This is a genomic window from Blastomonas sp. 34TW (genome assembly GCF_059803595.1).
The window spans coordinates 16,592-40,650 of the sequence record NZ_JAPFGW010000001.1 but is presented as its reverse complement, the minus strand read 5'-3'; the positions used below and the strand labels follow the sequence as shown (position 1 = coordinate 40,650).

The following is a 24,059-nucleotide window of genomic DNA, read 5'->3' as shown; positions in this document are numbered from 1 at the left end:
TTGAACATGCGATCAGTCGCACGGATCGATCACCATGGGTGCGATACGGGGCCGGTTTCCCAGGTTGAGGAAATACATCGCGGTCATCCACGAGACTTCCTCGACAATCCTGTCCTCGTCGAGCAGCGGGTCCTCAAGCAGCATTTCGATCGCCGTGTATGTCATCTGTTCGGACAGCCGCACGGCAGCCTTCAACGTTTCGATCGGCACTTCGGGATAGATGGTCGCGACATGGCCGACATGCAGGTCGAGCACCTTGTCGCGCGAGTCGTTACGGACTTCCTGCAGCACCGGCACCGAGCGGATCGCGCGCAGAATCCACAGCCCGCCCGGCTGCGCGCGGGTGACCCGGATCAGTTCCTTGCGCAGCGCGATGTTCCACGCCACGACCTCGTCGAGCGAACGCGAGCCATAGGCCTCGTTGCGCATGAACCTGTCGACAACGGCATCCTGCGCGGCCATCAGCCGCTTGGCGAGCTCGGTCAGCAGCGCATATTTGTTGGGGAAGTACCGGTAGAGCGCGGGCGGCGTCATCCCGGCGCGTTCGCACACCAGATTGGTGGTCAGCTTTTCGAACCCGACTTCGGACAGGAGCTCGCCCGCCGTTGCCAGGATCATCTCGAACGTGTCCTTGCCCCGCTGGCGCTGGGGCGTCTTGGTGTCGAGATCGGGCCGCGCGGCCAGCCTTGTCGAAGATCCTTGGGTGACCATCCAGCGTCCATTTGGTTCAACGATGTCAATGTCATAACACCGTGCGATCGGCTCGCAAGCCAAAGCTGGATGGGCCGCCCCCTGGGTCGGCCGGATGCCAGCCCCATCGCTATGCGGCTCTCCTGCCAAGGCAAGACCAGCGTGCCAGGCGGACCTGACACGCTGGTTTGCCGGGGTGCGACCCTTCAGGGCTATATCAATCGTCGATATTGCGGCGGAAGGTTTCGGGCAGGAAGATCAGGCCGATCACCACCGTCGCCGCTGCCACCACCACCGGATACCACAGGCCGTAATAGATGTTGCCGGTGGCCGCGACCATCGCGAAGGCCGTGGTGGGCAGGAAGCCGCCGAACCAGCCGTTGCCGATATGATAGGGCAGCGACATAGAGGTGTAGCGGATGCGGCTGGGGAACAGCTCGACCAGCATCGCGGCGATGGGTCCATAGACCATGGTCACCAGCATCGCCAGCGCCCAGAGGATCGCGACCACGGCGAGCTTGTTGATCTTCGCCGTATCCGCCTTTTCGGGATAGCCCGCCGCGATCAGGCCAGCCTTGAGCTCGTCCTGGAAGCTCTTGATCGCCGCCTTCTTGTCCTCGCCCGACAGCTTGCCGGCATCGGGCGCAGTGAAGGTCTTGTCGCCGATCCTCACCATCGCCACCGTTCCGGCTGCTGCCTCGGCATTGGCATAGCTGATGCCCGCCTTGGCGAGATAGGTCTTGGCGATGTCGCAGCTCGTCGTGTCGAAGCTGTTCTTGCCGACCGGATCGAACTGGAACGAGCACTCGTCCTGATGGGCACTGATCGTGACCGGGGACGACGCCTGGGCCGCGGCGAGCGCGGGGTTGGCGGCCTGGGTCAGCGCGCCGAACAGCGGGAAGTAGAGCATCGCCGCCAGCGCGCAGCCGCCCAGGATGATCGGCTTGCGGCCGATCTTGTCCGACAGCCAGCCGAAGAAGACGAAGAACGGCGTGGCAAGCGCAAGGGCGATCGCAATCAGGATATTGGCGGTGGCGCCATCGACCCGCAGCGTCTTTTCGAGGAAGAACAGCGCGTAGAACTGGCCAGCATACCAGACCACCGCCTGGCCTGCGACCGCACCCAGCAGCGCGACCAGCACCCAGCGCAGGTTGCCCCATTGGCCGAATGCCTCGGTCAGCGGTGCTTTCGAGGTCGTGCCCTCTTCCTTCATCTTCTGGAAGACCGGGCTTTCGTTGAGCTGCAGCCGGATCCACATCGACACCGCGAGCAGCACGATCGAGATCAGGAACGGCAGACGCCAGCCCCAGGCGGCGAACGCCTCTTCACCCAGCGCGAAGCGGAAGCCGATGACCACCAGCAGCGCCGCGAACAGCCCGAAGGTCGCGGTGGTCTGAATCCAGCTGGTATAGAGCCCGCGCTTTCCTCCGGGCGCGTGTTCGGCGACATAGGTGGCAGCGCCGCCATATTCGCCGCCCAGCGCAAGGCCCTGGGCAAGCCGCATGAGGATGAGGATGATCGGGGCGGCCACCCCGATCGAGGCGTAGCTGGGCAGCAGCCCGACCGCAAAGGTCGAAAGCCCCATGATGCCCATGGTGACGAGGAACGTGTTCTTGCGCCCGACCAGATCGCCGATCCGCCCGAAGACGAGCGCCCCGAAGGGCCGCACCGCAAAACCGGCGGCAAAGGCGGCGAGCGCGAAGATGAAGCCGGTCGTCTCGTTCACGCCCGAGAAGAACTGGGCGGAAATGTACGTCGCCAGCAGCCCGTACAGGTAGAAATCATACCATTCGAACACCGTGCCCAGCGAGGAAGCGGCGATGACCATCTTCTCCCCCTGGGTCGCTTGGTGATGCTTGGGCAAAGCATCCTCGTACACCGTAGCCATTGTACCCACTCCTCTGCTTGTGTCGTTAGAAGGTGTATTTCGCCGCCATCTCGACGCGGTCCATCTGCCCCTTCAATCCGTTGGCCACTTCCCGCTCGGCGTGACGCACTTCCACGCCGATGTCGAGATTCTTGACCGGGGACCAGAACAGGTTGACCGCCGCGCTGTACGCGGAGACATTGGCGAGCCCCGGCACGATCACGCCGCCGGGATAGTCGGCATGTTGATAGCCTGCCGCGATCGTCGAGCGCAGATTGCTGGTCCAGCCGAGCTTCAGCGATGCGAAAGCCGCGAAATTCTCGACCTTGAGCAGCCGGTTGCCCAGCGCGATCCGGTCGTACAGCGCATCGGGCGCATAGCCGAGGCCGAGATAGCGGCCGATGCCGTCGCCATAGGTCGCGCTGAAGCGGATATCGTGGCGCTTGTCCGGCCCGAAGGCGAACTTCCCGCCCGCCGAGATGCCCCAGCCCATCGCATCATCGTCATTGCCGCCATCGTGCACCGACAGCTGACGCACCAGCCCTGCGACGTGCAGGTCGAGGTTCGGCTGCTTGTAGACCAGCTTGGCGACCAGATCGGGCACGCGGTCCTGATCGTTATCGGCCAGCGCGGCATTGGTGGTGTTGACCGTTTCGGTCTGCGGATTTTCCAGCGCCAGATGCAGTTCGAGCCCTTTGGCCAGCGGCTGGCGGTACTGGACGATCATCTGGCGGACGAACACCGTGCCTTCGAGCGGCCCGACGAAATCGGTGCTTTCAGGGAGCAGCGCGGGGTTCTGGAAAGTGGTCCATTCCTGGCCGATCAGGAACTTGTCGAAGGTCAGAAAAGCGCGGCGCAGCGTCGGCGTATAGGCGTTGGTTGCGCGCTGCGCCCCCGGCGGCGCGGTCGCCAGCGCGAAATCGAACTCGATATGCGCCTTCAACTCCTTGCCCGCGACCGGGGTGGAGCTGGTGAAGAACAATCGCGTCTGGCGCGCATTGGCCATGAAGTCGCGGGTCGATGTGCCGCCGACCGGAATCTGCTGCGGCAGGTAGAATTCCTTGCCCAGCGATCCACCGGCGAGCATGCCATCGTCATAGCGCGTCGCGCTCGCCACGGCCTTGACGAAGCCGCCCAGCTTGAAGGTGGTGCTGCCGACGCGGAAGCCCTCGGCAGGCGCGGTCGGCCTGGCTTCGAGCGCTGCGACGCGGGTCACCGCCTGCTCGCTGGCGCTGGCGGCCTGGGTGGCAGCCGCTGCGGTTTCCGCCTGCGCCGTGCGCGCAGCGACCAGGTCGGCGCGCAGCGTCTGCATTTCGGCCTCGAGCCGTGCCAGCCGCTCCTCCAGCGCCGCCTCGCGCGCGGTCTGGGCCATGGCCAGCTCCGGCGCCATCAGCGCGCTTGCGGCCAGTAACGCCGCCCCCATCGATCGATAACCGCTCGGCATCGCTCTCTCCTCAACCTGCGCCGGGTGCTCCCGGTCGCAGCCTCAGTCTTTGCCGATTGGCCCTCGCCTTCCAGAGCGACCATGGTCGGATATCTACGACCTTTGTCTAATGGCCCCATCGGGCACCGGCGGCTTATCATCGCGCCAGCCCTGCGCCCTCAGACGCAGCTCAATGAGGAGAGTGACCATGGCCGAGACCGTCTATCCCGTGCCCGCCGACTGGGCCGAAAACGCGCTGATCACCGCGCCGGTGTACGAAGAGCGCTACCGCATGTCGATCGAGCAGCCCGACGCCTTCTGGCGCGAGGAAGCGGCGCGGATCGACTGGATCAAACCGTTCACCAGGGTCAGCGAGTCGAGCTTTCACGAAGCCGATTTCGGTATCAGCTGGTTCGCCGACGGCACGCTCAACTTGGCCGCCAACTGCCTCGACCGGCACCTGGCCGAACGCGGCGACAGCATCGCGATCCTCTGGGAACCCGACAGCCCCGACGCGGCTTCGCGCGCGATCACCTATCGCGAACTGCATGAGCAGGTCTGCCGCTTCGCCAACCTGCTCAAGGCGCAAGGCGTGCGCAAGGGCGAGCGCGTGACGCTCTACCTGCCGATGGTGCCCGAAGCTGCGGTCGCGATGCTCGCCTGCGCGCGGATCGGCGCGATCCATTCGGTGGTGTTCGCAGGGTTCTCGCCCGAGGCGTTGGCCGGGCGCATCCAGGATTGCGACAGCCGCGTCGTCGTCACCGCCGATGAAGGGCTGCGCGGTGGCAAGAAGGTGCCCCTGAAGGCCAATGTCGATGCGGCGCTCGGCCATCATTGCGAGGCGGTGGATACCGTCATCGTGCTTAAGCACACCGGCGCGGACGTGCCGATGACTGAGGGCCGCGATATCGACTGGGCGCTGGGCGTCGCGGGCCAGTCCGCCGATTGCCCGGCAGAGGAAATGGGCGCGGAAGATCCGCTGTTCATTCTCTATACCTCGGGCTCGACCGGCAAGCCCAAGGGCGTGCTGCACACCACCGGTGGCTATGCCGTCTGGGCGGCGATGACCTTCCAGTACGTTTTCGATTATCGCCCCGGCCAGATCTACTGGTGCGCGGCGGATGTCGGCTGGGTCACCGGGCACAGCTATGTCGTCTATGCCCCGCTGATGACCGGCGCGACGACGGTGATGTTCGAGGGCGTGCCGACCTGGCCCGATCCTTCCCGCTTCTGGCAGATCGTCGACAAGTTCGGCGTCGAGATTTTCTACGGCGCGCCCACCGCCTTGCGCGCGCTGATGCGCGAGGGCGACGAGTGGGTGACGAAGACCAGCCGCAAGTCCTTGCGCCTGCTCGGATCGGTGGGCGAGCCGATCAATCCCGAGGCGTGGGAATGGTATCACCGCGTCGTCGGCGAGGGCCGCTGTCCGATCGTCGACACCTGGTGGCAGACCGAGACCGGCGCGTGCATGATGACTCCGCTGCCCGGCGCGCATGCGCTCAAGCCCGGCTCCGCCGCCAAGCCGATGTTCGGGGTCAAACCGCTGCTGCTCGACAACGAGGGCAAGGTGATCGTGGGCGCGGGCGAAGGCTGTCTGGTCATCGACCGCAGCTGGCCCGGCCAGATGCGCACCGTCTGGGGCGATCACGAGCGCTTCTTCCAGACCTATTTCACCACCTTCAAGGGCCTGTATTTCACCGGCGACGGCTGCAAGCGCGACGAGGACGGCTATTACTGGATCACCGGCCGCATTGACGATGTCATCAACGTCTCGGGCCATCGCATGGGCACGGCGGAGGTCGAAAGCGCGCTGGTTGCGCATCCCAAGGTTGCCGAGGCCGCCGTCGTCGGCATGCCGCACGCGGTCAAGGGCCAGGGCATCTATGCGTTCGTGACGACCAATGTCGAGGTCGAGCCCGATGAACAGCTGCGCCGCGACCTGGTACAATGGGTCCGCCGCGAGATCGGGCCGATCGCGACGCCCGACATCATCCAGTTCACCCCCGCCCTGCCCAAGACCCGCTCGGGCAAGATCATGCGCCGCATATTGCGCAAGATCGGCGAGAACGACCTGTCGAACCTCGGCGATATCTCGACGCTTGCCGATCCGCAGGTTGTCGAGCATCTTGTCGCGGGCAGACCGCAACTGGCAGATGCGACATAGAAACGATCCTGATCGCGGATGACCACCCGCTGTTCCGCCAGGCTCTGATCCTGGCGGTCAGCCGGGTCGCTCCGCAGGCGCAGATTCTGGAAACCGGGACGCTGGCCGCAGCCGCTGCCGCCGCCGCCAGCACGGCTGAGGGGCTGCGCCTGATCCTGCTCGACCTCAAGATGCCGGGCGCGCTTGGCTATTCGGGCATCGCCATGCTCCACGCCGAGCGGCCCGAAGTGCCGATCCTGGTCGTCTCGAGCGCGGAAGGCGCTGCCGTGGCCGAAGAAGCGCGGCAGCTGGGCGCGGTCGGGTTCCTCCCCAAGGACAGCGACCTTGGCACGATCGAGGCGGCGATCGCGCGGGCCCTGGGCGGTCGTGCGCCCGCTGCCGGTGCGACGAGCCCGCCCGAACCCCTGCCGCAGGATGTCGCGGGCCTCACCCCCACCCAGCTGCGCGTGCTGCGCGAGGTGATCGACGGCAAGCTCAACAAGCAGATCGCGCACGATCTCGCGATGAGCGAGGCGACGGTCAAGGCGCACATGACTACGATCATGCGCAAGCTGGGCGTGCAGAACCGCACCCAGGCCGCTCTGGTCGCCCGCTCGCTGGGGCTCGACCTCAAGCATTAGGCAGGTTCGCGCGCGCGTGCGACCGAAGCCAGGAACCCGCCGATCAGATCCGCCCCCGCAGGTTTGGCGATCAGCACGACGCCCATACGCGCCGCGCGCCGTGCGAGGTCAGGCGAGCCCTGCGCGGTGACCAGCGCAGCGGGCAAGCCGGGATGCTTGTCGCGCAACGCCGCGATCAGCGCGAGCCCGTCGATCGACGCTCCGAGCTGATAATCGACCAGAGCGGCATCGAACGGCCCCGGCTCGGCCAGCGCCGCTGCCGGGCCATCGGCGCCGTGCGGATCGTGGCCGAGCAGCCCGAGCAGGCTCGTCGTGCCCTCGACGATCAGTGGATCGTTGTCGATCACCAGCACCTTGAGCGCCCTATCGGGCCAGATGGCGCGCGCTGACGCGGAGTATGGCATGGGCATGTCGATCGCATCGGAAGCGGGCAGCGACAGGCTGAAACGACTGCCCCTGCCCGGCACCGAATTGACCTCGATCACCCCGCCCAGCAGCCGCGCAATCCGCTCGGACAGCGCAAGACCCAGCCCCAGCCCTTCGGCCTCGACCGTGCCCAGGCGGGTGAATTCCGCGAAGATCGCCTCGATCTGGTCCTCGGCAATGCCCACCCCGGTATCGATGATGTCGATGCGGATGCGCGCGCCCCGCCGCCGGGTACCGATCAGTACCACGCCTTCGGGCGTATAGCGCAGCGCGTTGGACAGGAAATTCTGCAGGATCGAGCGCAGCAGGCCGGGATCGGTATGGACATGCCCACCCATCGGCCCGATGCGCAAAGCCAGCCCCTTGTCCTCGGCCATCGGCACAAAGCTTTCGGCCAGATCGGTGAGGAACGGCCCGAGCGCCACCGGCTCGGGGCTCGGCTCGACCCCGCCGGCATCGAGCCGACTGATATCGAGCAGCGCGCGGATCAGCCCGTCCGCCGCGCCGATCGCGCTGTCGATGCGCTGGGCGAGCTGTTGCGTTCCCGGCTCGGCATCGCGGGTCAGCGCGGCGGTGAACAGCCGTGCCGCGTGCAGCGGCTGCAACAGGTCGTGGCTCGCGGCGGCAAGGAAGCGCGTCTTGTCGCGCGTGGCTTCAGCGAGCTGACGGTTCGCGCTGCTGAGCTCCTGCGTGCGGTCGGCGACGCGCTGCTCCAGCTCAGCGAGCGTGCGTTCGAGCTCGTCGCGCATCCGCGCCTCGGCGGTGATGTCGGTAAAGCTGGTGACATAGCCACCGCCCGGCATCGGCCCACCCACGGTCTTGATGACGCGCCCGTCCTTGCGCTGCCGCTCGAAGCTGTGCGGCTGGCCGCGGCGCATGTGCATCAGCCGCTTGGCGACATGATGCTCGATATCCTCCGATCCGAAATCGCCGAGTCGCGCATTGTAGCGGATGAGGTCCGCGATGGGCGTTCCCACGCGCACCAGGCCGGGCGGATAGCCGAAGATATCGAGATACTGGCTGTTCCACGCGACCAGGTTCATCTCGGCATCGACGACGCTGATCCCGGCATCGACATTCTCGAACGTCGCGGCGAGCAGTTCGCGCGAGAAGCGCAGCGACTGGCCGCGCTCACCCAATAGCCGGGCCACATCGGCAAGGCTCATCTGGCTGCCCGCCAGCGCCGAGGCGACCAGCGCACGTGCCGACGAAGCCCCGACGACCCGCGCAATCAGGTCGCGCGCGCGTTGCGCGGCGGCACGGGTGATCGGCACGCCGGGCGCGGCATCGGGAAATTCTCGCTGCGCCCGCTCGGTGCCGACAAAGCTGGCGGTGAGGCGCACGAGATCGTCGAGATCGCTGATCTTCTGCGCGCCGCGCAACTGCCAGAGCAAGGGCCGCGCCTGCACCTTGCGCGCCGCGACCAGGCTGTAGGCGATCAGGTTCGCCCCCAGGCTCCACGACACGCCGTGCACCAGCGGCGAGGCGTTGCCGATGCCGAACAGCCGCATCGGATCGGCCAGCGTGCCGGTGACTGCCGCCATCCATGCATCGGGGAGGATCGGCGGCAACGCCAGCGTGTAGAGCCACAGCGCAAAGCCGGTCGACAGGCTCACCCGCGCCGCCAATGCATCGCGTCCGCCGCCCTGGGTCGCGAGGATCAGATGCGGGGTGAACTGCGCCATCGCGGCAAAGCCGACCAGCCCGATCGAGGCGAGCGTGTTCTCCGCCGGGATCAGCAGCGCCCAGGCGAGCGAGGCGGCGACGATGCCCAGGATCGACGCGCGCCGCACGCGCAGCATCCGCCGCCCGAATGCACCTTCCGCCGCATCCGATCGGTCGCGCTGCAGCAGCGCCGGGAAGATCAGGTCGTTCGAGACCATCGTCGCAAGCGCGGTCGCATCGACGATCACCATCGATGCCGCCGCGCTGATCCCGCCGATCAGCGCCAGCACGAGCACCCCGCCGCTGCCCGCCAGCGCCGGGATTTGCAGCACATAGAGATCGGCTCCGGTATCCGCCTGCACCAGGCTCGCACCGGCCAGCGCAATCGGTAGCGCCATGATCGCCATCACCGCCAGATAGGTAGCCAGGCCGAAGCGCGCGCGATGCAGCGCGCCTGCATCCTGCGCCTCGACCAGCCCCATATAGAATTGGCGGGGCAGCGCGATGATCGCCATCAGCGAAATGAGGAAGATCACCGCGAACTCGACCGACAGTCGTTCGGGCCGGAAATTCTCGGCAATCAGCGCGGTGCCGCGATCGACCGCGCCCGCATCGGCACCGACCAGCAGCACCACCGCCACCGCCGCGACCGCCGTCAGCGCCACGATCTTGATCACCGATTCCAGGCCGATCGCATAGACCAGGCCCTCGCTGCGTCCCGCGAGCTCATAGCGGCGCGCGCCGAACAGGATCGCGAACAGCGCGAGCAGCACCGCCGCGCCGATCATTGCGGCATCGGCCATGGGCTTGCCCGAAGCGAGCGACAGCGCGCCGCCGATCGAGCGGAACTGCAGCGCGACATAGGGAATGGTGCCAACGAGCGCGATCAGTGTCACCAGCCGCGCGACGCCATTGTCATGCCCGAAGCGCGCGGCGATGAAATCGGACACGGTGGTCGCCTGCTCCTCCGCCACCGCCTGCGCCAGCCGCTTCAGGAAGCGCGGCGCGAACAGCAACAGGCAGATCGGCGCGAGATAGATCGGCAGATAGTACCAGCCGTCGCGCACGATCGACCCGACTGCGCCATAGAAGGTCCAACTCGAGCAATAGACGCCCAATGCCAGCGTATAGGCAAGCTGCCTGAGCCACGGCCGTCGCTCAGCCTCGCCCGCGCGCCGCTCGACCAGCGCCGCCACCGCAAACAGCAGCAGAATGACCGCAAGCCCGATCAATGCCGCCGACGGCAGGCTCATAAGCTCCAGCGCTCCTCCCCCCGGCCCGACCGGGCTCGTGGGGGGAGTTTATGTCATCAACCACGTCAGGAGCAAGCGCGCTGCGCTCAGCCGCGATTGTCGAGCAAGCGACGCAAACTGCGGTGATGGCGCTCCATAGCCACGAAAAGGTAGAGAAACATCAAACCAAGAAAGCCGAGGAACAGCTTGATGCTCATTTCGATGTTCTGACGTCCCTCTGCCTTCCGACTGAAATTTGCTGCTGTCGCCTCTTCGGCAAGGTTCTGAGCGTTTTCCAGCCGCGCCTCCGCAATGACGGCATATTGCTCGACGGCATGCGCCAGTTGCGCCGCTGGCTCCTCTATATCGTCCGGATACTGCATCTTGCAGACCTTCTCGACATAGGGTTCCGACACGGTCCGGCGCGAGGAACACCCCATGGGCGATTCATACCAATAGGCGCAATCCGTGGAATAGCTGTCCCAGGTCGCGATCGTCCGCGTGCGCGTTCGCACTTCGTCGCTGCAGACATTGACCTTTTTCGCGTCACGAAATGCCGAGAGTTTCTTGCGGAACGGCTCTTCGTTCGCAGCCTCACTGATGATCGCCAGCGCGTTCAGCATGACCGCGTCTTTGCCGACAAGAACCTTGCCTTGAGCATCCGTCACGTTGCCGGCCAAAGCCTCGAACATTTTTATGCGATCTTCGGTCCATACAAAATCGGCAATCTGGTATTCACCGATCTTCGCATCGGATCTTTGAAACTTGCGAAACTTGTTGCGGAAAAGCCGGACGGTCTCCTTCTCGACCGCCTTGCTTGCCTCCAGCTTGACCTGCTTGGCCGCCAGCGGGTCCGGCGCAGCTTCTTTCTCTGCAACTGGGCTTACTTCATCCGCCTTGAGCGCGACGGGCTCCGGCGTTACTTCGGTCGAACCGATCTGCTGGGCCGCTCCGTAACAAAGCAAGAGAACCGTTGTAACCAGCGCCAGAGCGGCGAGAATCAAAACTGAATACCGCAGCAACGCCAGAAAGCTGGTTTCAGTTCGAGCGGCCCGGTCTTTTAATTTCTGTCGCCATGCCACCCGCTGCTGATCATCGGCCGTTATATCTTCCATCATGCCCCCCTTTTGATCCCCGATCATGCTTAGGGCGAGAGAGGCAATAACATCAAGAACAACGCCAGAAAAATAACATTCATTTCGGTTGCAATACTGTCAACCGACGAACAGCTCCGCCATCGCATCGATGATCGCATCACGGTCGAGCCGGTAGGTGCGGTAGAGATCGGGCAGGTCGCCGGTCTGGCCAAAACGGTCGGTGCCGAGCGGACTGACACGGTGGCCGCGCACGCCGCCGAGCCATGAGAGCGCGGCGGGCGAGCCGTCGAGCACGGTGACCAGGCCTGCGTTCGGCGACAATTGGCCGAGCAGCCGCGCGACATGGCTCTGCCCGCCGGGCGTGCCGGTCCAGCGCGCGGACCTTTGCGCCGACCAGTCGCGGTGCAGCCGGTCGGGCGACGTCACCGCGAGCAGGCCGAGGCCGGGAATGTCGTCCTTCAGCGCCTCCCAGGCAGCCAGCGCTTCGGGCGCGACCGCGCCGCAATAGGCGATCGCGGCTTCCGCTCCCGGCGCAGGCTCGCGCAGCCAATAGGCTCCCGCGAGCGCATCCGCTTCCCAGGCGTCGTCCGCGCGCGCGACCTGTTCGATGACGCGCGTGGTGAGCCTCAGATAGACCGAAGCGCCATCCTTCGCCTGCATATGTGCAAAGGCCCAGCCCATCATCAGCGCGACCTCATCGGCAAAGGCCGGTTCGAAGCTTTCCAGCCCCGGCTGGCCCATGCCGATCAGCGGGGTGTTGATCGACTGATGCGCGCCGCCCTCGCCCGCCAGCGTGATGCCCGAAGGCGTGCCGACCAGCAGGAAGCGCGAATCCTGGTAGCAGCCGTAATTGAGCGCATCGAGCCCGCGCGCGATGAACGGATCATAGACCGTGCCCACCGGCATCAGCCGCGTGCCGAAATGCGGTGCGGAAAGGCCCAGTGCGGCGAGCGCGAGGAAGAAATTGTTTTCCGCAATGCCGAGCTCGATATGCTGGCCCGCCTGATGCGCCGCCCATTTCTGCGCCGAAGGGATTTTGACGCGCTGGAACACGTCCGCCAGTTCCTGCCGTCGGAACAGCCCACGCTGGTTGACGAACGCGCCGAGATTGGTGGTTTGCGTGACATCGGGGGCGGTGGTCACCAGCCGGTCAGCGAGCGGCGCATCCGATTTTGCGAGATCGTGCAATATCTTGCCGAACGCGGCCTGGGTCGATTGCTCCGCTCCTTCGGGCACGGGCAACCTCTCGGGCAAGGGAATCGCAGGCGCAGCATGTTCGGCCTGTTTGCGCGCGATCGGGCTGTCAGCGACAAAGGCCTGAAGCGCGCTCGCCAGATTGTCGCCAAGGCCTGACCATTTGCCCCATTCCTCGCCAGCAGCGATGCCGAGCGCATCGCGGAAGCCCTCGATCTGCGGCCCGTTCATCATGCCCGAATGGTTGTCCTTGTGCCCTGCCAGCGGCAGGCCATAGCCCTTGACCGTATAGGCGATCAGCAGCGTCGGGCGCTCGTCGTTCATGCTGTCGAACGCGTCGAGCAGAGTCTCGATGCAATGCCCACCAAGGTTGGTCATCAATTGCGCCAGCCCCGCATCGTCGAACGCGCCGAGCAGCTCCGCCACGCCACGCTTCCTGCCGATATCGTGTATCAACCGCTCGCGCCACGCCGCGCCGCCCAGATAGGTGAGCGCCGCGAAATCGGCATTGGGGCAGGTCTCTATCCAGTCCTCCAGCGCCTTGCCGCCGGGGCGCTGAAACGCCGCGCGCTGCAGCTTGCCATGCTTCAAGGTCACGACGCGCCAGCCGCATGTCTCGAAAATGTCGTCGAAGCGGCGGAACATGCGGTCCGCCGTGGTCGCATCGAGCGACTGGCGGTTATAGTCGACGATCCACCAACAATTGCGCAGGTCGTGCTTGTAGCCCTCGATCAGGCATTCGTAGATATTGCCCTCGTCGAGTTCGGCATCGCCCATCAGCGCGATCATCCGGCCCGCCTGCTCCTCGCGCAGCTGGCCGTGCGCGATGAGATAATCCTGCACCAGCGAGCTGAACGCGGTGATCGCAACGCCGAGGCCCACCGATCCGGTGGAGAAATCGACCGGAATGCTGTCCTTGGTGCGCGAAGGATAGCTCTGCACCCCGCCGAGCCCGCGAAAGCGCTCCATCTTCTCGCGCGTCTGCTCATCCAGCAGATAGTGGATCGCGTGCAGCACCGGTCCTGCATGCGGCTTCACCGCCACCTTGTCCTGCGGGCGCAGCGCGTGGAAATAGAGCGCCGCCATGATCGCGGTCATCGATGCGCAGCTGGCCTGGTGTCCGCCAACCTTCAGCCCATCGCGCTTTTCGCGGATGTTGTTGGCATTGTGGATCATCCACGAGGACAGCCAGCGCAGCCGCTGCTCCAGCTCGGTGAGCAGCCGGACGGTCTCGGCGCGGCTTTCGGTGGTTACGGTATCGATGACCATGGGGGCCTCTGCGTCAAATCGGGGGAATCGCGGCCCCTCCCATGCCCGAAAAGCGGAAGTCTCATCCAGCATTTTCGTGCTGCAACCTCCCCGTGATCGCCCTGCGCCGGTTGAACCCCTGCCCGCTTGCTGCTAGCTGCGCGGCGGACTCGCCGGGGTCGCCTGCGCGCGGCCCGATCTCGCCTCTTGCCGCAAGGACAGTACATGGTCCCCCGTTATGCCCGCCCGCAAATGACCGCCATCTGGGAGCCGGAAGCCAAGTTCCGCATCTGGTTCGAGATCGAGGCGCACGCCACCGATGCGCTGGCCGAGATCGGCGTGGTGCCCAAGTCCGCCGCCAAGGCACTCTGGGCCTGGTGGGCGACCAACCCTGTGATCGACGTCGCCGCGATCGACGCGATCGAGGCGGTGACCAAGCACGATGTCATCGCGTTCCTCACCTGGGTGGCCGAGCAAGTCGGCGACGAGGCGCGCTTCATGCACCAGGGCATGACCAGCTCAGACGTGCTCGACACCTGCCTCGCAGTGCAGCTCGCGCGTGCCACCGACATCTTGCTCGCAGACATGGACGCGCTGCTCGAAGCGATCGAACGCCGCGCGATGGAGCACAAGTACACGCCGACCATCGGCCGCAGCCATGGCATTCATGGCGAGCCGACCACCTTCGGGCTCAAGCTCGCCCAGGCCTATGCCGAGTTCGACCGCTGCCGTGCGCGCCTCAAGGCCGCACGCGCGGAAATCGCCACCTGCGCGATTTCGGGCGCAATCGGCACCTTCGCCAATATCGACCCGCGCGTCGAGGCGCATGTCGCCAAGAAGCTGGGCCTGGCGCTCGAGCCCGTGTCCACCCAGGTCATCCCGCGCGACCGGCATGCGATGTATTTCGCCACGCTGGGCGTCATCGCCTCGTCGATCGAGCGGCTGGCGACCGAAATCCGCCATCTGCAGCGCACCGAGGTGCTCGAGGCCGAGGAATATTTCTCGCCCGGCCAGAAGGGCTCGTCTGCCATGCCGCACAAGCGCAACCCGGTGCTGACCGAAAACCTCACCGGCCTCGCCCGCATGGTGCGCAGCGCGACGATCCCGGCGATGGAAAATGTCGCCCTGTGGCACGAGCGCGACATCTCGCACAGCTCGGTCGAACGCTATATCGGCCCCGATGCGACGATCACGCTCGATTTTGCGCTCGCGCGGCTCACCGGCGTCGTCGACAAGCTGCTCGTCTATCCCGAACGGATGCAGAAGAATCTCGACAAGATGGGCGGGCTTGTCCACTCGCAGCGCGTGCTGCTGGCGCTCACCCAGGCCGGCGTGAGCCGCGAGGACGCCTATCGCCTGGTCCAGCGCAACGCGATGAAGGTGTGGGAATCGGATGGCGCGCTATCGCTGCTCGACCTGCTCAAGAGCGATGCAGAGGTGACGGCGGCGCTGTCGCCGGAAGAGATCGAGGAGAAGTTCAACCTCGATTATCATTTCAAGCATGTCGACACGATCTTCGCCCGCGTCTTCGGTTGAACACCTGAGCGAGTAACGCCTTCACAGGACCGGACGAACCGCGATGGCCGGGCCGCGCGCCCGGCGTCAGGAGGTTCGTCGATGGTCCGTGCAGTGTCTTATGGTGTGAGCGCGCCACTGACAGTGGCCTTTCATGCCGGTTCGCAGGGCGAATGGCAGGTCGTGCGGCAAACGACCCGGACGGGCGAGGACCTGCCCGTTGCCGCGCGCATCGGCACCGGCAATCCCGTGGACACGCCGCTCTGGACGCTGACCGGCTTCACCTCGAACCTGCGCTATACCACGGCCTCCGAACGCCAGCGTCTCGATGCGCGCTCGGCGCCGCTGGGGCGCAGCGAAGCGCGGATGGCCGCGCTGATCCCGATCCGCAAGTCGGCCGCCTGGTGGGCGATGGCGCAGGACGAGCGCCGCGCGGTCTATGAACGCTCCGGCCACACGCCGATCGGCCTCGGCTATCTCCCCGGCATCGCGCGCCGCCTGCATCACTGCCGCGACCTTGGCGAACCGTTCGATTTCCTCACCTGGTTCGAGTTCGAACCCGAGCTGGAAGGCGAATTCGACGATCTGCTGGCGCGGCTGCGCATTACCGAGGAATGGCGCTATATCGATCGCGAGATCGATATCCGGCTGATCCGCACCGACTGACCCGGGCTATTGTCCGCTAGGACAGCGGACTGGCCAAGCCGCAATTATCCTCCTATGCTGGCCACCGACCGCCGGGACGCGGGCTGGCTTGAGGGAGAATGCGCTTGAGGGAGACTGGGCGGTCATGCAGTTTCTGAAGACACTTGTGCTCATCATGATCGCGGTGGTGTTCGTCGTGTTCGCCTATAACAACTGGCAGGCGGTGACGGTGGACCTGTGGGGCGGGCTTGAGCTGGTGACCAAGCTGCCGGTGCTGCTGCTGCTCACGTTCCTGGCAGGGGTGCTGCCCGCATGGGCCTATCATCGCACCGCGATGTGGCGGCTGAGGCGGAGGCTGGCAACGCTGGAGGCGAACCAGGCGCGCACGGCAGCGACGCCTTTGGCTGCACCGGCATCGGCACCGCCGCAAGCCACCGAATTTGCAGACCATGCCGAGCCCGAACCGGTATTGCGGTCGGTCTGAAGGATCATAACAGGGGCCCGTTTTCCATCATGTCCAATCCTATCTATCTCGCGGTCGATCTTCCCGATCTGGCCCGCGCCACCGCTCTGGTGCAGCAGGTGCGCAGACATATCGGCGGGGTGAAGCTGGGGCTGGAATTCTTCTGCGCGCATGGCCATCACGGCGTGCACGAGATCGCGAAGATCGGCCTGCCGATCTTTCTCGACCTCAAGCTGCATGACATCCCCAACACCGTCGCCGCCGCGATGCAGGCCATCCATGTGCTCGAACCCGCTATCGTCACCATCCATGCCGCCGGTGGCCGCGCGATGATGGAGGATGCCAAGGCGGCCGCCGGTGCGAACACCAAGGTCGTCGCGGTCACCATGCTCACCAGCCTCGACGATACCGACATCGCGCGGATCGGCTTTGCGGGAAGCACGCACGACAACGTGCTGCGACTGGCAGAGCTGTCGCATCAGGCCGGTCTCGACGGCATCGTCTGTTCGGGGCACGAGGTCGGCGCGGTGCGTCAACAATGGCGCGACGGCTTTTTCGTCGTCCCCGGCGTACGCCCGGCCAGCGCCGCAATGGGCGATCAGAAGCGCGCCGTCACCCCGCGCCAGGCGCGCGACGCAGGCGCCTCGGTGCTCGTCATCGGCCGCCCGATCGCGCGCGCAGAGGATCCCGACCAGGCCGCGCGCGACATCATGGCGACGTTGTAGGGATCGCCCCACAGACCCCTCTCGTCACCCTGAACTTGTTTCAGGGCCCATTTCGCCTAACTCTCCAACCTAGCCCAGACGCACAATGGGTGCTGAAACAAGTTCAGCATGACGGAAAGACGACGGCTCAGAGCACATGACCACCCTCATCAAGATCTGCGGACTTTCCACCGAGGCGGCGATCGATGCCGCCGCGCGCGAGGGCGCCACGCATATCGGCCTGGTGCATTTCGAGAAGAGCCCGCGCCATGTCACGTTGGAACAGGCCGCGGATTTGCGCCGTCGCACGCCTTCCCATGTCCAGGTCGTGCTGCTGCTGGTCAACGCCTCACCCGAGCTGACCCAGCGCGCCCAGCGCACCGTGCGGCCCGATGTCATCCAGTTCCACGGATCGGAAAAGCCCGAATGGCTGGCAATCGTGAAGCAGCATATGCCGGTCGAGGCGTGGAAGGCGCTGGGCCTGCGCAGCGCCGACACGCTGACCAACGCCCGGCGGTTCGATGGCAGCGCCGACCGGCTGCTGTTCGATGCCCCGGCCCAGGCGCTGCCCGGCGGCAACGGATCGGTGGTCGACTGGTCATTGCTGGTCGGACACAGCCACGCGCTGCCCTGGGGGCTGGCCGGAGGGCTCAACGCGGACAATGTCGGCGAAGCCCTGGCCGCGACCCATGCCCCGCTGGTCGATGTCTCCTCGGGCGTGGAAAGCGCGCCGGGAGTCAAAGATATGGACAAGATCGCCCGCTTTTGCCAAGCGGTTCGCGACCATGACCAACACCGCAACCCAGCTTAACAGCTATCGCAATCAACCCGACGCACAGGGCCATTTCGGCCAGTTCGGCGGGCGCTATGTTGCCGAAACCCTGATGCCCCTGGTGCTCGATCTGGAGAAGCACTATCGGGCCGCCAAGGCCGATCCCGCCTTCCAGGCACAGTTTGACGACCTGCTCGAACATTATGTCGGCCGCCCCAGCCCGCTCTATTATGCCGAACGGCTGACCGAGGAATTGCGCAAGGACGCCCCTGAAGGCAAGGGCGCACAGGTCTGGTTCAAGCGCGACGAGCTGAACCACACCGGCGCGCACAAGATCAACAACTGCATCGGCCAGATCCTGCTCGCGATGCGCATGGGCAAGACGCGGATCATCGCGGAAACCGGCGCGGGCCAGCACGGCGTCGCCACCGCGACCGTCTGCGCGCGCTTCGGCCTGCCCTGCGTGATCTATATGGGCGCGACCGATGTCGCGCGGCAGCAGCCCAATGTGTTCCGCATGAAGCTGCTGGGCGCGGAGGTCGTGCCGGTGACCTCGGGCGCGGCGACGCTCAAGGACGCGATGAACGAGGGGCTGCGCGACTGGGTCGCCAATGTCCACGATACCTTCTACATCATCGGCACCGCTGCGGGTCCGCATCCGTACCCGGAGCTGGTCCGCGATTTCCAGAGCGTGATCGGCAAGGAAGCGCGGACGCAGATGATGGCGCGCACCGGACGCCTGCCCGACCTGCTGGTCGCGGCGATCGGCGGCGGATCGAATGCGCTGGGGCTGTTCCACCCGTTTCTCGACGATGATGTCAAGATGCTGGGCGTCGAGGCAGCGGGCTATGGCCTGGATGGCGACCAGCATGCCGCGAGCCTGCTCGGCGGCTTCCCCGGCATCCTGCACGGCAACAAGACCTATCTGCTGCAGGACGAGGACGGCCAGATCACCGAGGGCCATTCGATCAGCGCGGGCCTCGACTATCCCGGCATCGGCCCCGAACATGCCTGGCTCAAGGACATGGGCCGCGTCGAATATACCGCGATCACCGACGACGAGGCGCTCGACGCCTTCCAGCTGCTCTGCCGCACCGAGGGCATCATCCCCGCGCTGGAGCCGAGCCATGCCATTGCAGCGGTGGCCAAGGTCGCCGCGACCATGGACCGCGACCAGATCATCCTCGCCAACCTGTGCGGACGCGGCGACAAGGATATCTTCACCGTGGCGGAAAAGCTGGGAGTGGAGATGTAGCTAGAAGCCCTCTCCCCTTCAGGGGGGAGGGTTGGGAGGGGGGAATGCGATGCGGCCCGGGAAACTGACCAAACGTGCAAGGGCCATGCGCATCGAAGCTACCGAACCCGAAATCAGGCTATGGCTTGAGCTTCGAGCCAAAAGATTTGCCGGAGTGAAATTCCGGCGGCAAAAAGTGATTGGGAATTACATCGTCGATTTTGCCTCGCGCAATCCGGTGCTGGTGATCGAGGTTGACGGCGATACCCATGACGGGCGTGAAGCCTATGATGCGGCGAGGACGAAGTATCTGGAAAGCCAAGGCTATCGGGTGCTGCGTTTTACCAACTATGATGTAATGACCGCGATGGAAGGTGTGTTGATGTTGATCGAAGCGGCGGTGCAGGCCCCCCTCCCAACCCTCCCCCCTGAAGGGGAGAGGGCTATATGAGCGCGCGCCTCTCCTCCGCCTTCCCCGCCGATCGCGCGGCGCTCGTCTGCTTCGTCACGGCTGGCGATCCCACGCCCGCATCCACGCCCGCAATCCTCGATGCATTGGTCGAGGGCGGGGCGGACGTGATCGAGCTCGGCATGCCGTTTACCGATCCGATGGCCGATGGCCCCGCGATCCAGAAGGCGAACCTGCGCTCGCTTGCCGCTGGAACGACCACTGCCGATATCCTGAAGATCGCGACCGATTTTCGTGCCCGTCACCCCGATGTGCCGTTGGTGCTGATGGGTTATGCCAACCCGATGACCCGGCGCGGGCCCGAATGGTTTGCCGATGCCGCTGAAGCAGCAGGCGTCGATGGCGTGATCTGCGTCGATATTCCCGCCGAGGAAGACGCGGCGCTCGGCCCCGCGCTCCGCGCCAAGGGCATCGCGCCGATCCGGCTGGCGACCCCGACCACCGATGCCGCGCGTCTGCCCGCCGTGCTCGAAGGCGCGGGCGGTTTCCTCTATTATGTCTCGGTCGCAGGGATTACCGGCAAGCAGCAGGCGGCACAGGCGAGCATCGAGGAAGCGGTGACGCGCCTCAAGGCCTCGACCGAGCTGCCCGTCGCGGTCGGCTTTGGTGTGCGCACGCCGGAGCAGGCCGCCGCCATCGCGCGCGTCGCCGATGGCGTGGTCGTCGGCAGCGCAATCGTCGATATCGTAGCCCAGCATGGCGCGGATGCGGCAGCGCCCGTGCGCGACTATATCCGCAGCCTCAGCACCGCCATCGCCGCCGCCCGCCAAACCACGAACGCCTGACAGGAGCATCCCCCATGAGCTGGTTCAGCCGTGTCCGCAATTCGATTCCGTTGATCGCCAAGCGCGACACCACGCCCGACAACCTGTGGCACAAGTGCAAGGCCTGCGGCGAAATGGTGTTCGCCAAGGAGTTTGAGGACAATCTTTCGGTCTGCCCCAAGTGCAACCATCATGAGCGCATCGGCGCACAGGCGCGCTTTGCGATGCTGTTCGACGACAAGATCTGGGAAGAGCTGCCCGCGCCGGTGGTCAAGGAAGACCCTCTCAAGTTCCGCGACAGCAAGAAATATGTCGATCGCATCAAGGCCGCGCGCGCGGCGGGCACTGCCACCGACGCGCTGACCAACGCGCTGGGCCGCATCCAGGGGCACAAGGCCGTGGTCGGCGTGCAGGATTTCGCCTTCATGGGCGGGTCGATGGGCATGGCCGTGGGTGAGGCGTTCATCCGCGGCACCGAGCGCGCGATTGCCGAAAAATGCCCCTATGTGATCTTCACCGCCGCCGGCGGCGCGCGGATGCAGGAAGGCATCCTCTCGCTGATGCAGATGCCGCGCAGCACCGTGGCGATCAGCCGCCTGCACGCGGCGGGGCTGCCTTATATCGTCGTGCTGACCGACCCGACCACCGGCGGTGTTACCGCGAGCTATGCGATGCTGGGCGACATCCAGATGGCCGAGCCCAATGCGCTGATCGGCTTTGCGGGCCAGCGCGTGATCGAGCAGACGATCCGCGAAAAGCTGCCCGAAGGCTTCCAGCGCTCCGAGTATCTGCTCGAGCACGGGATGCTCGACATGGTGGTCGAGCGCAAGGACCTGCGCGAACGGCTGGGCAGCGTGATCGATTATCTGATGGCGGCCAGGGCGGCGGCGTGACGCGAAAGCCCCTCCCCTTCAGGGGAGGGGTTGGGGTGGGGCCCGAATTGCGCCTTACGCCCTTCCCCACCCCCAGCCCCTCCCCTGCGCCGCAGGCGAGCGCAGCTCAACGGGAGGGGTGAGGCATGCCCGACCACGCCATTTCCTCGCACGCGGGCGTTCAGACCCAGCTCGACCGGCTCGCCGCGCTGTCGCCGGGGCGCGATGTGCTGGGGCTGGAGCGGATCACGGCCTTGCTCGATCGTCTCGGCAATCCGCACCACCGCCTGCCGCCGGTCTTCCATGTCGCGGGCACCAACGGCAAGGGATCGACCTGCGCATTCCTGCGCGCCGCGATCGAGGCGTCGGGCCTCAGTTGCCATGTCTATACCAGCCCGCATCTGGTGCGCTTCAACGAGCGTATCCGCCTCGCCGGTCGGCTGATCGAGGATGACCCGCTGGCCGACTATCTCGCGCGCGTGCTCGACATAGCTGAGGGCATCAACGCCAGCTTTTTCGAGGTGACCACCGCCGCCGCGTTCCTCGCCTTTGCCGAGACGCCTGCCGATGCCTGTGTGATCGAGGTGGGGCTGGGCGGCAGGCTCGATGCGACCAATATTCTGCCCGCGCCTGCGGTGTGCGGCATCGCGGCGCTGGGTATCGATCACGAGGCGTTCCTGCTCGCGCCGGAGGAGGGCACGCCCGAAATCCCGCTCGAACGGATCGCGTTCGAGAAAGCAGGGATTGCCAAGCAGGGCGTGCCGCTGGTCATCCAGAAATATGCCATCGGCATGATGGGCGCGATCGCGGGTCAGGCGATGCGCGCAGGCGCCTATGTCAAGGCACGGGGCGAGGATTGGGACGCAGCGCTCTATCAGGGGCGGCTGCACTATCGCGATATCGACGGCAAGCTCAGCCTGCCCGTGCCACGCCTGCCCGGCGCGCACCAGGCGGACAATGCCGCGCTCGCCGTCGCGATGATCCGCCACCAGAGCGCGCTCAGTATCCCCGACAGCGCATTGAGCGCCGCGATGGGCTGGGCCGAATGGCCCGCGCGAATGCAGCGGTTGAACCAGGGTCCGCTGGTCGCGCTGCTCCGCACCGACGAGCCGGTCTGGCTCGATGGCGGGCACAATCCAGACGCCGGGGCGGCGCTGGCGCGGCATGTCGCGGCCATGGGCGGCAAGGTGCACCTGGTCATCGGCATGCTGTCGAACAAGCAGCCCAGCGCACTGCTCGGCCCGCTCGAACCGCATCTTGCCAGCGTTACCGCGCTGCCGGTGCCGGGGCATGAATGGCACGATGCCGATGCGTTTCAGCGATGCCTCTCCTCGGGGATCGAGGTGACAGCGGCAGCGGATGTGCGGGCGGCGATGGCGCTGCTGGCCGAGCGCGAGGCCGCCCCGGTGCTGATCGCGGGCTCGCTCTATCTGGCGGGCGAGGTACTCAGGGCCAACGGCCAGGAGCCGGATTGAACCGTCATTCCCGCGCACGCGGGAATCCCGCTTGAGCGCAACGGTGACAAGAAAGCGGGCCCCCCGCGTGCGCGGGGGTGACGAAAAACCGGGGCTTGGGTTACTCCCCGCTTTCCTCGGTTCCCGCGGTGCCAAGCGAGCGATCGACCAGCCCGCTCGCCATCATCCACCAGAACAGCAGCACGCCCGGCAGCGCGGCCACGGTCGTCACCAGATAGAAATTGGTGAAGCCCAGCGACTCGATCATCCCCCCTGCCAGCGTTCCGGTGAGGAACCGCCCGGTAATGCTCGCCGCCGCCGAGAGCAGCGCGAACTGGGTCGCGGTGAATTCCAGATTGCACAGCGCCGAGAGATACGCGACCACGCACACCCCGCCGATCCCGCTCGCGAAATTCTCGAAGCCCATCGCGCCCGCCATCGCCCAGGTGCTGTGGCCGACCGTGGCAAGGCCCGCAAAGGCAAGATTCGATACCGCCATCAGGATGAGGCTGATCAGCACCGAGCGCTTCATGCCCAGCCGCGCATAAAGCACCCCGCCGACGAAAATCCCCGCGAGCAGCGCCCAGAAGCCGAGGCCGACATCATAGATCGCCAGCTCGTCATTGGTGAAACCCAGATCCTCGAACAGCAGCCGCAGCGTCAGGTTGGCGAGCGTGTCGCCGATCTTGTGCACCAGCACGAATAGCAGCACGACCAGCGCGCCCTGACGCTTGAAGAACTCGGCGAGCGGGCTGACATAGGCGATCGCCGCGGCGACCGGTCCCTTCAAGGGCTTGGGCTCTTGTCGGCGCGCCGGCTCACCCATCACCAGCCCGGTGATGACCGCGAACAGCCCGAAGAACGAGACCGCGATATAGGCCGTGGTCCAGTCGCTGCGCGCCGCGACGATCAGCGCCACCGATCCGGCGAGCGCCGCGCCGATGCGCCAGCCATACTGGCTCATCCCCGATCCCACGCCCAGTTGGTGCGGTTCGAGCAGTTCGATGCGATAGGCATCGATCACGATGTCGAAGGTCGCGCCCGCCACCCCGACCAGGATCGCGGCGACCGCGACGCTGGCAATATCGGCTTCAGGGTCGGCGAGCCCCAGATTCATGATCGCGACCATGACCAGCACCGCGCACAGGATCAACCACGAGACGCGCTGGCCCAGCCGCCCCAGCAGCGGCAGCTTCACCGCATCGATGATCGGCGCCCAGAGCCATTTGAAATTGTACGCGAGGAAGGTGAGCGCGAACGCGGTGACGGTGGATTTCTCGATGCCCGATTGCGCGAGGCGCGTCGAAAGCGTCGCTGCGATCATCGCAAAGGGAAAGCCCGAGGAAATGCCCAGGAACAGCGCGGCGAGCGGTGCCGCCTCGGTATAGGGGCGCAAGCCCACCGGCAGCGACGCGCGCCAGCCCGTTGCCTCGGGGGCGATCCCGGCGGTGTTTTCGGTCATTCAGCTTCCCTTCCCGTGTCCCGGGGCAGGAAACTAGCGGCACCAGCGATTTACGCCAGAGGCTTTTGCGCGCGCTGGC

The 24,059-nt window shown here is 65.8% G+C and carries 19 protein-coding genes; 12 read left to right on the top strand and 7 right to left on the bottom strand.

The features are described from left to right. Nucleotides 1-12: 12 nt before the first annotated feature. The 3 genes from OPU69_RS00195 to OPU69_RS00185 form a co-directional block, all read right to left on the bottom strand. Complete coding sequence (locus OPU69_RS00195; RefSeq protein WP_498508852.1) at nucleotides 13-711, bottom strand: TetR/AcrR family transcriptional regulator; 699 nt, start codon at nucleotides 709-711, stop codon at nucleotides 13-15. A gap of 196 nt (nucleotides 712-907) precedes the next feature. Then, nucleotides 908-2,578 (bottom strand): MFS transporter, encoded by a 1,671-nt coding sequence (locus OPU69_RS00190; protein WP_498508851.1) that lies wholly within the window; start codon nucleotides 2,576-2,578, stop codon nucleotides 908-910. Between the two features lie 25 nt (nucleotides 2,579-2,603). Next, entirely contained in the window at nucleotides 2,604-4,001 is a 1,398-nt protein-coding gene (locus OPU69_RS00185) for a DcaP family trimeric outer membrane transporter (protein ID WP_498508850.1), read from the bottom strand. A 187-nt stretch (nucleotides 4,002-4,188) separates the two neighbouring features. Here OPU69_RS00185 and acs point away from each other — a divergent pair, with 187 nt between their 5' ends. After that, nucleotides 4,189-6,144: an acetate--CoA ligase gene (gene acs / locus OPU69_RS00180; RefSeq protein WP_498508849.1), complete on the top strand. Its 1,956-nt coding sequence runs from the start codon at nucleotides 4,189-4,191 to the stop codon at nucleotides 6,142-6,144. Then, nucleotides 6,141-6,764, top strand: coding sequence for a LuxR C-terminal-related transcriptional regulator (locus OPU69_RS00175; RefSeq protein ID WP_498509307.1), 624 nt, complete (start codon nucleotides 6,141-6,143; stop codon nucleotides 6,762-6,764). The genes acs and OPU69_RS00175 overlap by 4 nt, the downstream gene beginning before the upstream one ends. Here the strand turns inward: OPU69_RS00175 and OPU69_RS00170 are convergent. From OPU69_RS00170 to OPU69_RS00160, 3 genes are all read right to left on the bottom strand, one after another. Further along, a complete protein-coding gene (locus tag OPU69_RS00170; protein WP_498508848.1) occupies nucleotides 6,761-10,108 on the bottom strand; it encodes an ATP-binding protein in 3,348 nt (1,115 codons plus the stop codon). The two genes, OPU69_RS00175 and OPU69_RS00170, sit on opposite strands and share 4 nt — an antisense overlap. Nucleotides 10,109-10,194: 86 nt before the next feature. Continuing rightward, nucleotides 10,195-11,205, bottom strand: a complete 1,011-nt coding sequence (locus OPU69_RS00165) for a hypothetical protein (RefSeq protein ID WP_498508847.1) — start codon at nucleotides 11,203-11,205, stop codon at nucleotides 10,195-10,197. Nucleotides 11,206-11,301: 96 nt separating this feature from the next. After that, nucleotides 11,302-13,647, bottom strand: coding sequence for a thiamine pyrophosphate-binding protein (locus OPU69_RS00160; RefSeq protein WP_498508846.1), 2,346 nt, complete (start codon nucleotides 13,645-13,647; stop codon nucleotides 11,302-11,304). 204 nt (nucleotides 13,648-13,851) lie between these two features. Between OPU69_RS00160 and purB the strand changes: the two genes are divergently transcribed. The 10 genes from purB to OPU69_RS00110 all read left to right on the top strand — a co-directional run bounded on the left by purB (nucleotide 13,852) and on the right by OPU69_RS00110 (nucleotide 22,539). After that, a complete protein-coding gene (gene purB, locus OPU69_RS00155) occupies nucleotides 13,852-15,162 on the top strand; it encodes an adenylosuccinate lyase (protein ID WP_498508845.1) in 1,311 nt (436 codons plus the stop codon). An 81-nt stretch (nucleotides 15,163-15,243) separates the two neighbouring features. After that, nucleotides 15,244-15,807 carry a chlorite dismutase family protein gene (locus tag OPU69_RS00150; protein WP_066119137.1) on the top strand — a complete coding sequence of 188 codons (564 nt, stop codon included), beginning with the start codon at nucleotides 15,244-15,246 and terminating at the stop codon, nucleotides 15,805-15,807. Nucleotides 15,808-15,931: 124 nt separating this feature from the next. Further along, a complete protein-coding gene (locus tag OPU69_RS00145; protein WP_060979404.1) occupies nucleotides 15,932-16,270 on the top strand; it encodes a lipopolysaccharide assembly protein LapA domain-containing protein in 339 nt (112 codons plus the stop codon). A 29-nt stretch (nucleotides 16,271-16,299) separates the two neighbouring features. Then, a complete protein-coding gene (gene pyrF / locus OPU69_RS00140; RefSeq protein WP_060979405.1) occupies nucleotides 16,300-16,974 on the top strand; it encodes an orotidine-5'-phosphate decarboxylase in 675 nt (224 codons plus the stop codon). A 136-nt stretch (nucleotides 16,975-17,110) separates the two neighbouring features. Further along, nucleotides 17,111-17,764, top strand: a complete 654-nt coding sequence (locus tag OPU69_RS00135) for a phosphoribosylanthranilate isomerase (RefSeq protein ID WP_498508844.1) — start codon at nucleotides 17,111-17,113, stop codon at nucleotides 17,762-17,764. Then, nucleotides 17,739-18,980: a tryptophan synthase subunit beta gene (gene trpB / locus OPU69_RS00130; protein ID WP_498508843.1), complete on the top strand. Its 1,242-nt coding sequence runs from the start codon at nucleotides 17,739-17,741 to the stop codon at nucleotides 18,978-18,980. The genes OPU69_RS00135 and trpB overlap by 26 nt, the downstream gene beginning before the upstream one ends. A 49-nt stretch (nucleotides 18,981-19,029) precedes the next feature. Then, on the top strand, nucleotides 19,030-19,410 hold the full coding sequence (locus tag OPU69_RS00125) for an endonuclease domain-containing protein (protein ID WP_498508842.1): 381 nt from the start codon (nucleotides 19,030-19,032) through the stop codon (nucleotides 19,408-19,410). Next, nucleotides 19,407-20,213, top strand: a complete 807-nt coding sequence (gene trpA / locus OPU69_RS00120; protein WP_060979216.1) for a tryptophan synthase subunit alpha — start codon at nucleotides 19,407-19,409, stop codon at nucleotides 20,211-20,213. The genes OPU69_RS00125 and trpA overlap by 4 nt, the downstream gene beginning before the upstream one ends. A gap of 14 nt (nucleotides 20,214-20,227) precedes the next feature. Further along, a complete protein-coding gene (gene accD / locus OPU69_RS00115) occupies nucleotides 20,228-21,085 on the top strand; it encodes an acetyl-CoA carboxylase, carboxyltransferase subunit beta (RefSeq protein WP_060979217.1) in 858 nt (285 codons plus the stop codon). Nucleotides 21,086-21,210: 125 nt separating this feature from the next. Further along, on the top strand, nucleotides 21,211-22,539 hold the full coding sequence (locus OPU69_RS00110; RefSeq protein ID WP_498508841.1) for a bifunctional folylpolyglutamate synthase/dihydrofolate synthase: 1,329 nt from the start codon (nucleotides 21,211-21,213) through the stop codon (nucleotides 22,537-22,539). Between the two features lie 100 nt (nucleotides 22,540-22,639). On the opposite strand, the gene OPU69_RS00105 is transcribed toward OPU69_RS00110, so the two are convergent. After that, nucleotides 22,640-23,980 (bottom strand): AmpG family muropeptide MFS transporter, encoded by a 1,341-nt coding sequence (locus tag OPU69_RS00105; protein ID WP_498508840.1) that lies wholly within the window; start codon nucleotides 23,978-23,980, stop codon nucleotides 22,640-22,642. Between the last annotated feature and the right edge of the window lie 79 nt (nucleotides 23,981-24,059).

Excerpts from the sequence above, each read along its gene's own strand:
- trpA (WP_060979216.1), top strand. The coding sequence starts at position 19,407 with ATGAGCGCGCGCCTCTCCTCCGCCTTCCCCGCCGATCGCGCGGCGCTC.
- accD (WP_060979217.1), top strand. The coding sequence starts at position 20,228 with ATGAGCTGGTTCAGCCGTGTCCGCAATTCGATTCCGTTGATCGCCAAG.
- OPU69_RS00110 (WP_498508841.1), top strand. The coding sequence starts at position 21,211 with ATGCCCGACCACGCCATTTCCTCGCACGCGGGCGTTCAGACCCAGCTC.
- trpB (WP_498508843.1), top strand. The coding sequence starts at position 17,739 with ATGACCAACACCGCAACCCAGCTTAACAGCTATCGCAATCAACCCGAC.
- pyrF (WP_060979405.1), top strand. The coding sequence starts at position 16,300 with ATGTCCAATCCTATCTATCTCGCGGTCGATCTTCCCGATCTGGCCCGC.
- acs (WP_498508849.1), top strand. The coding sequence starts at position 4,189 with ATGGCCGAGACCGTCTATCCCGTGCCCGCCGACTGGGCCGAAAACGCG.
- OPU69_RS00170 (WP_498508848.1), bottom strand. The coding sequence starts at position 10,108 with ATGAGCCTGCCGTCGGCGGCATTGATCGGGCTTGCGGTCATTCTGCTG.
- OPU69_RS00150 (WP_066119137.1), top strand. The coding sequence starts at position 15,244 with ATGGTCCGTGCAGTGTCTTATGGTGTGAGCGCGCCACTGACAGTGGCC.
- OPU69_RS00105 (WP_498508840.1), bottom strand. The coding sequence starts at position 23,980 with ATGACCGAAAACACCGCCGGGATCGCCCCCGAGGCAACGGGCTGGCGC.
- purB (WP_498508845.1), top strand. The coding sequence starts at position 13,852 with ATGGTCCCCCGTTATGCCCGCCCGCAAATGACCGCCATCTGGGAGCCG.
- OPU69_RS00145 (WP_060979404.1), top strand. The coding sequence starts at position 15,932 with ATGCAGTTTCTGAAGACACTTGTGCTCATCATGATCGCGGTGGTGTTC.
- OPU69_RS00135 (WP_498508844.1), top strand. The coding sequence starts at position 17,111 with ATGACCACCCTCATCAAGATCTGCGGACTTTCCACCGAGGCGGCGATC.
- OPU69_RS00165 (WP_498508847.1), bottom strand. The coding sequence starts at position 11,205 with ATGATGGAAGATATAACGGCCGATGATCAGCAGCGGGTGGCATGGCGA.
- OPU69_RS00160 (WP_498508846.1), bottom strand. The coding sequence starts at position 13,647 with ATGGTCATCGATACCGTAACCACCGAAAGCCGCGCCGAGACCGTCCGG.
- OPU69_RS00195 (WP_498508852.1), bottom strand. The coding sequence starts at position 711 with ATGGTCACCCAAGGATCTTCGACAAGGCTGGCCGCGCGGCCCGATCTC.
- OPU69_RS00185 (WP_498508850.1), bottom strand. The coding sequence starts at position 4,001 with ATGCCGAGCGGTTATCGATCGATGGGGGCGGCGTTACTGGCCGCAAGC.
- OPU69_RS00125 (WP_498508842.1), top strand. The coding sequence starts at position 19,030 with ATGCGGCCCGGGAAACTGACCAAACGTGCAAGGGCCATGCGCATCGAA.
- OPU69_RS00190 (WP_498508851.1), bottom strand. The coding sequence starts at position 2,578 with ATGGCTACGGTGTACGAGGATGCTTTGCCCAAGCATCACCAAGCGACC.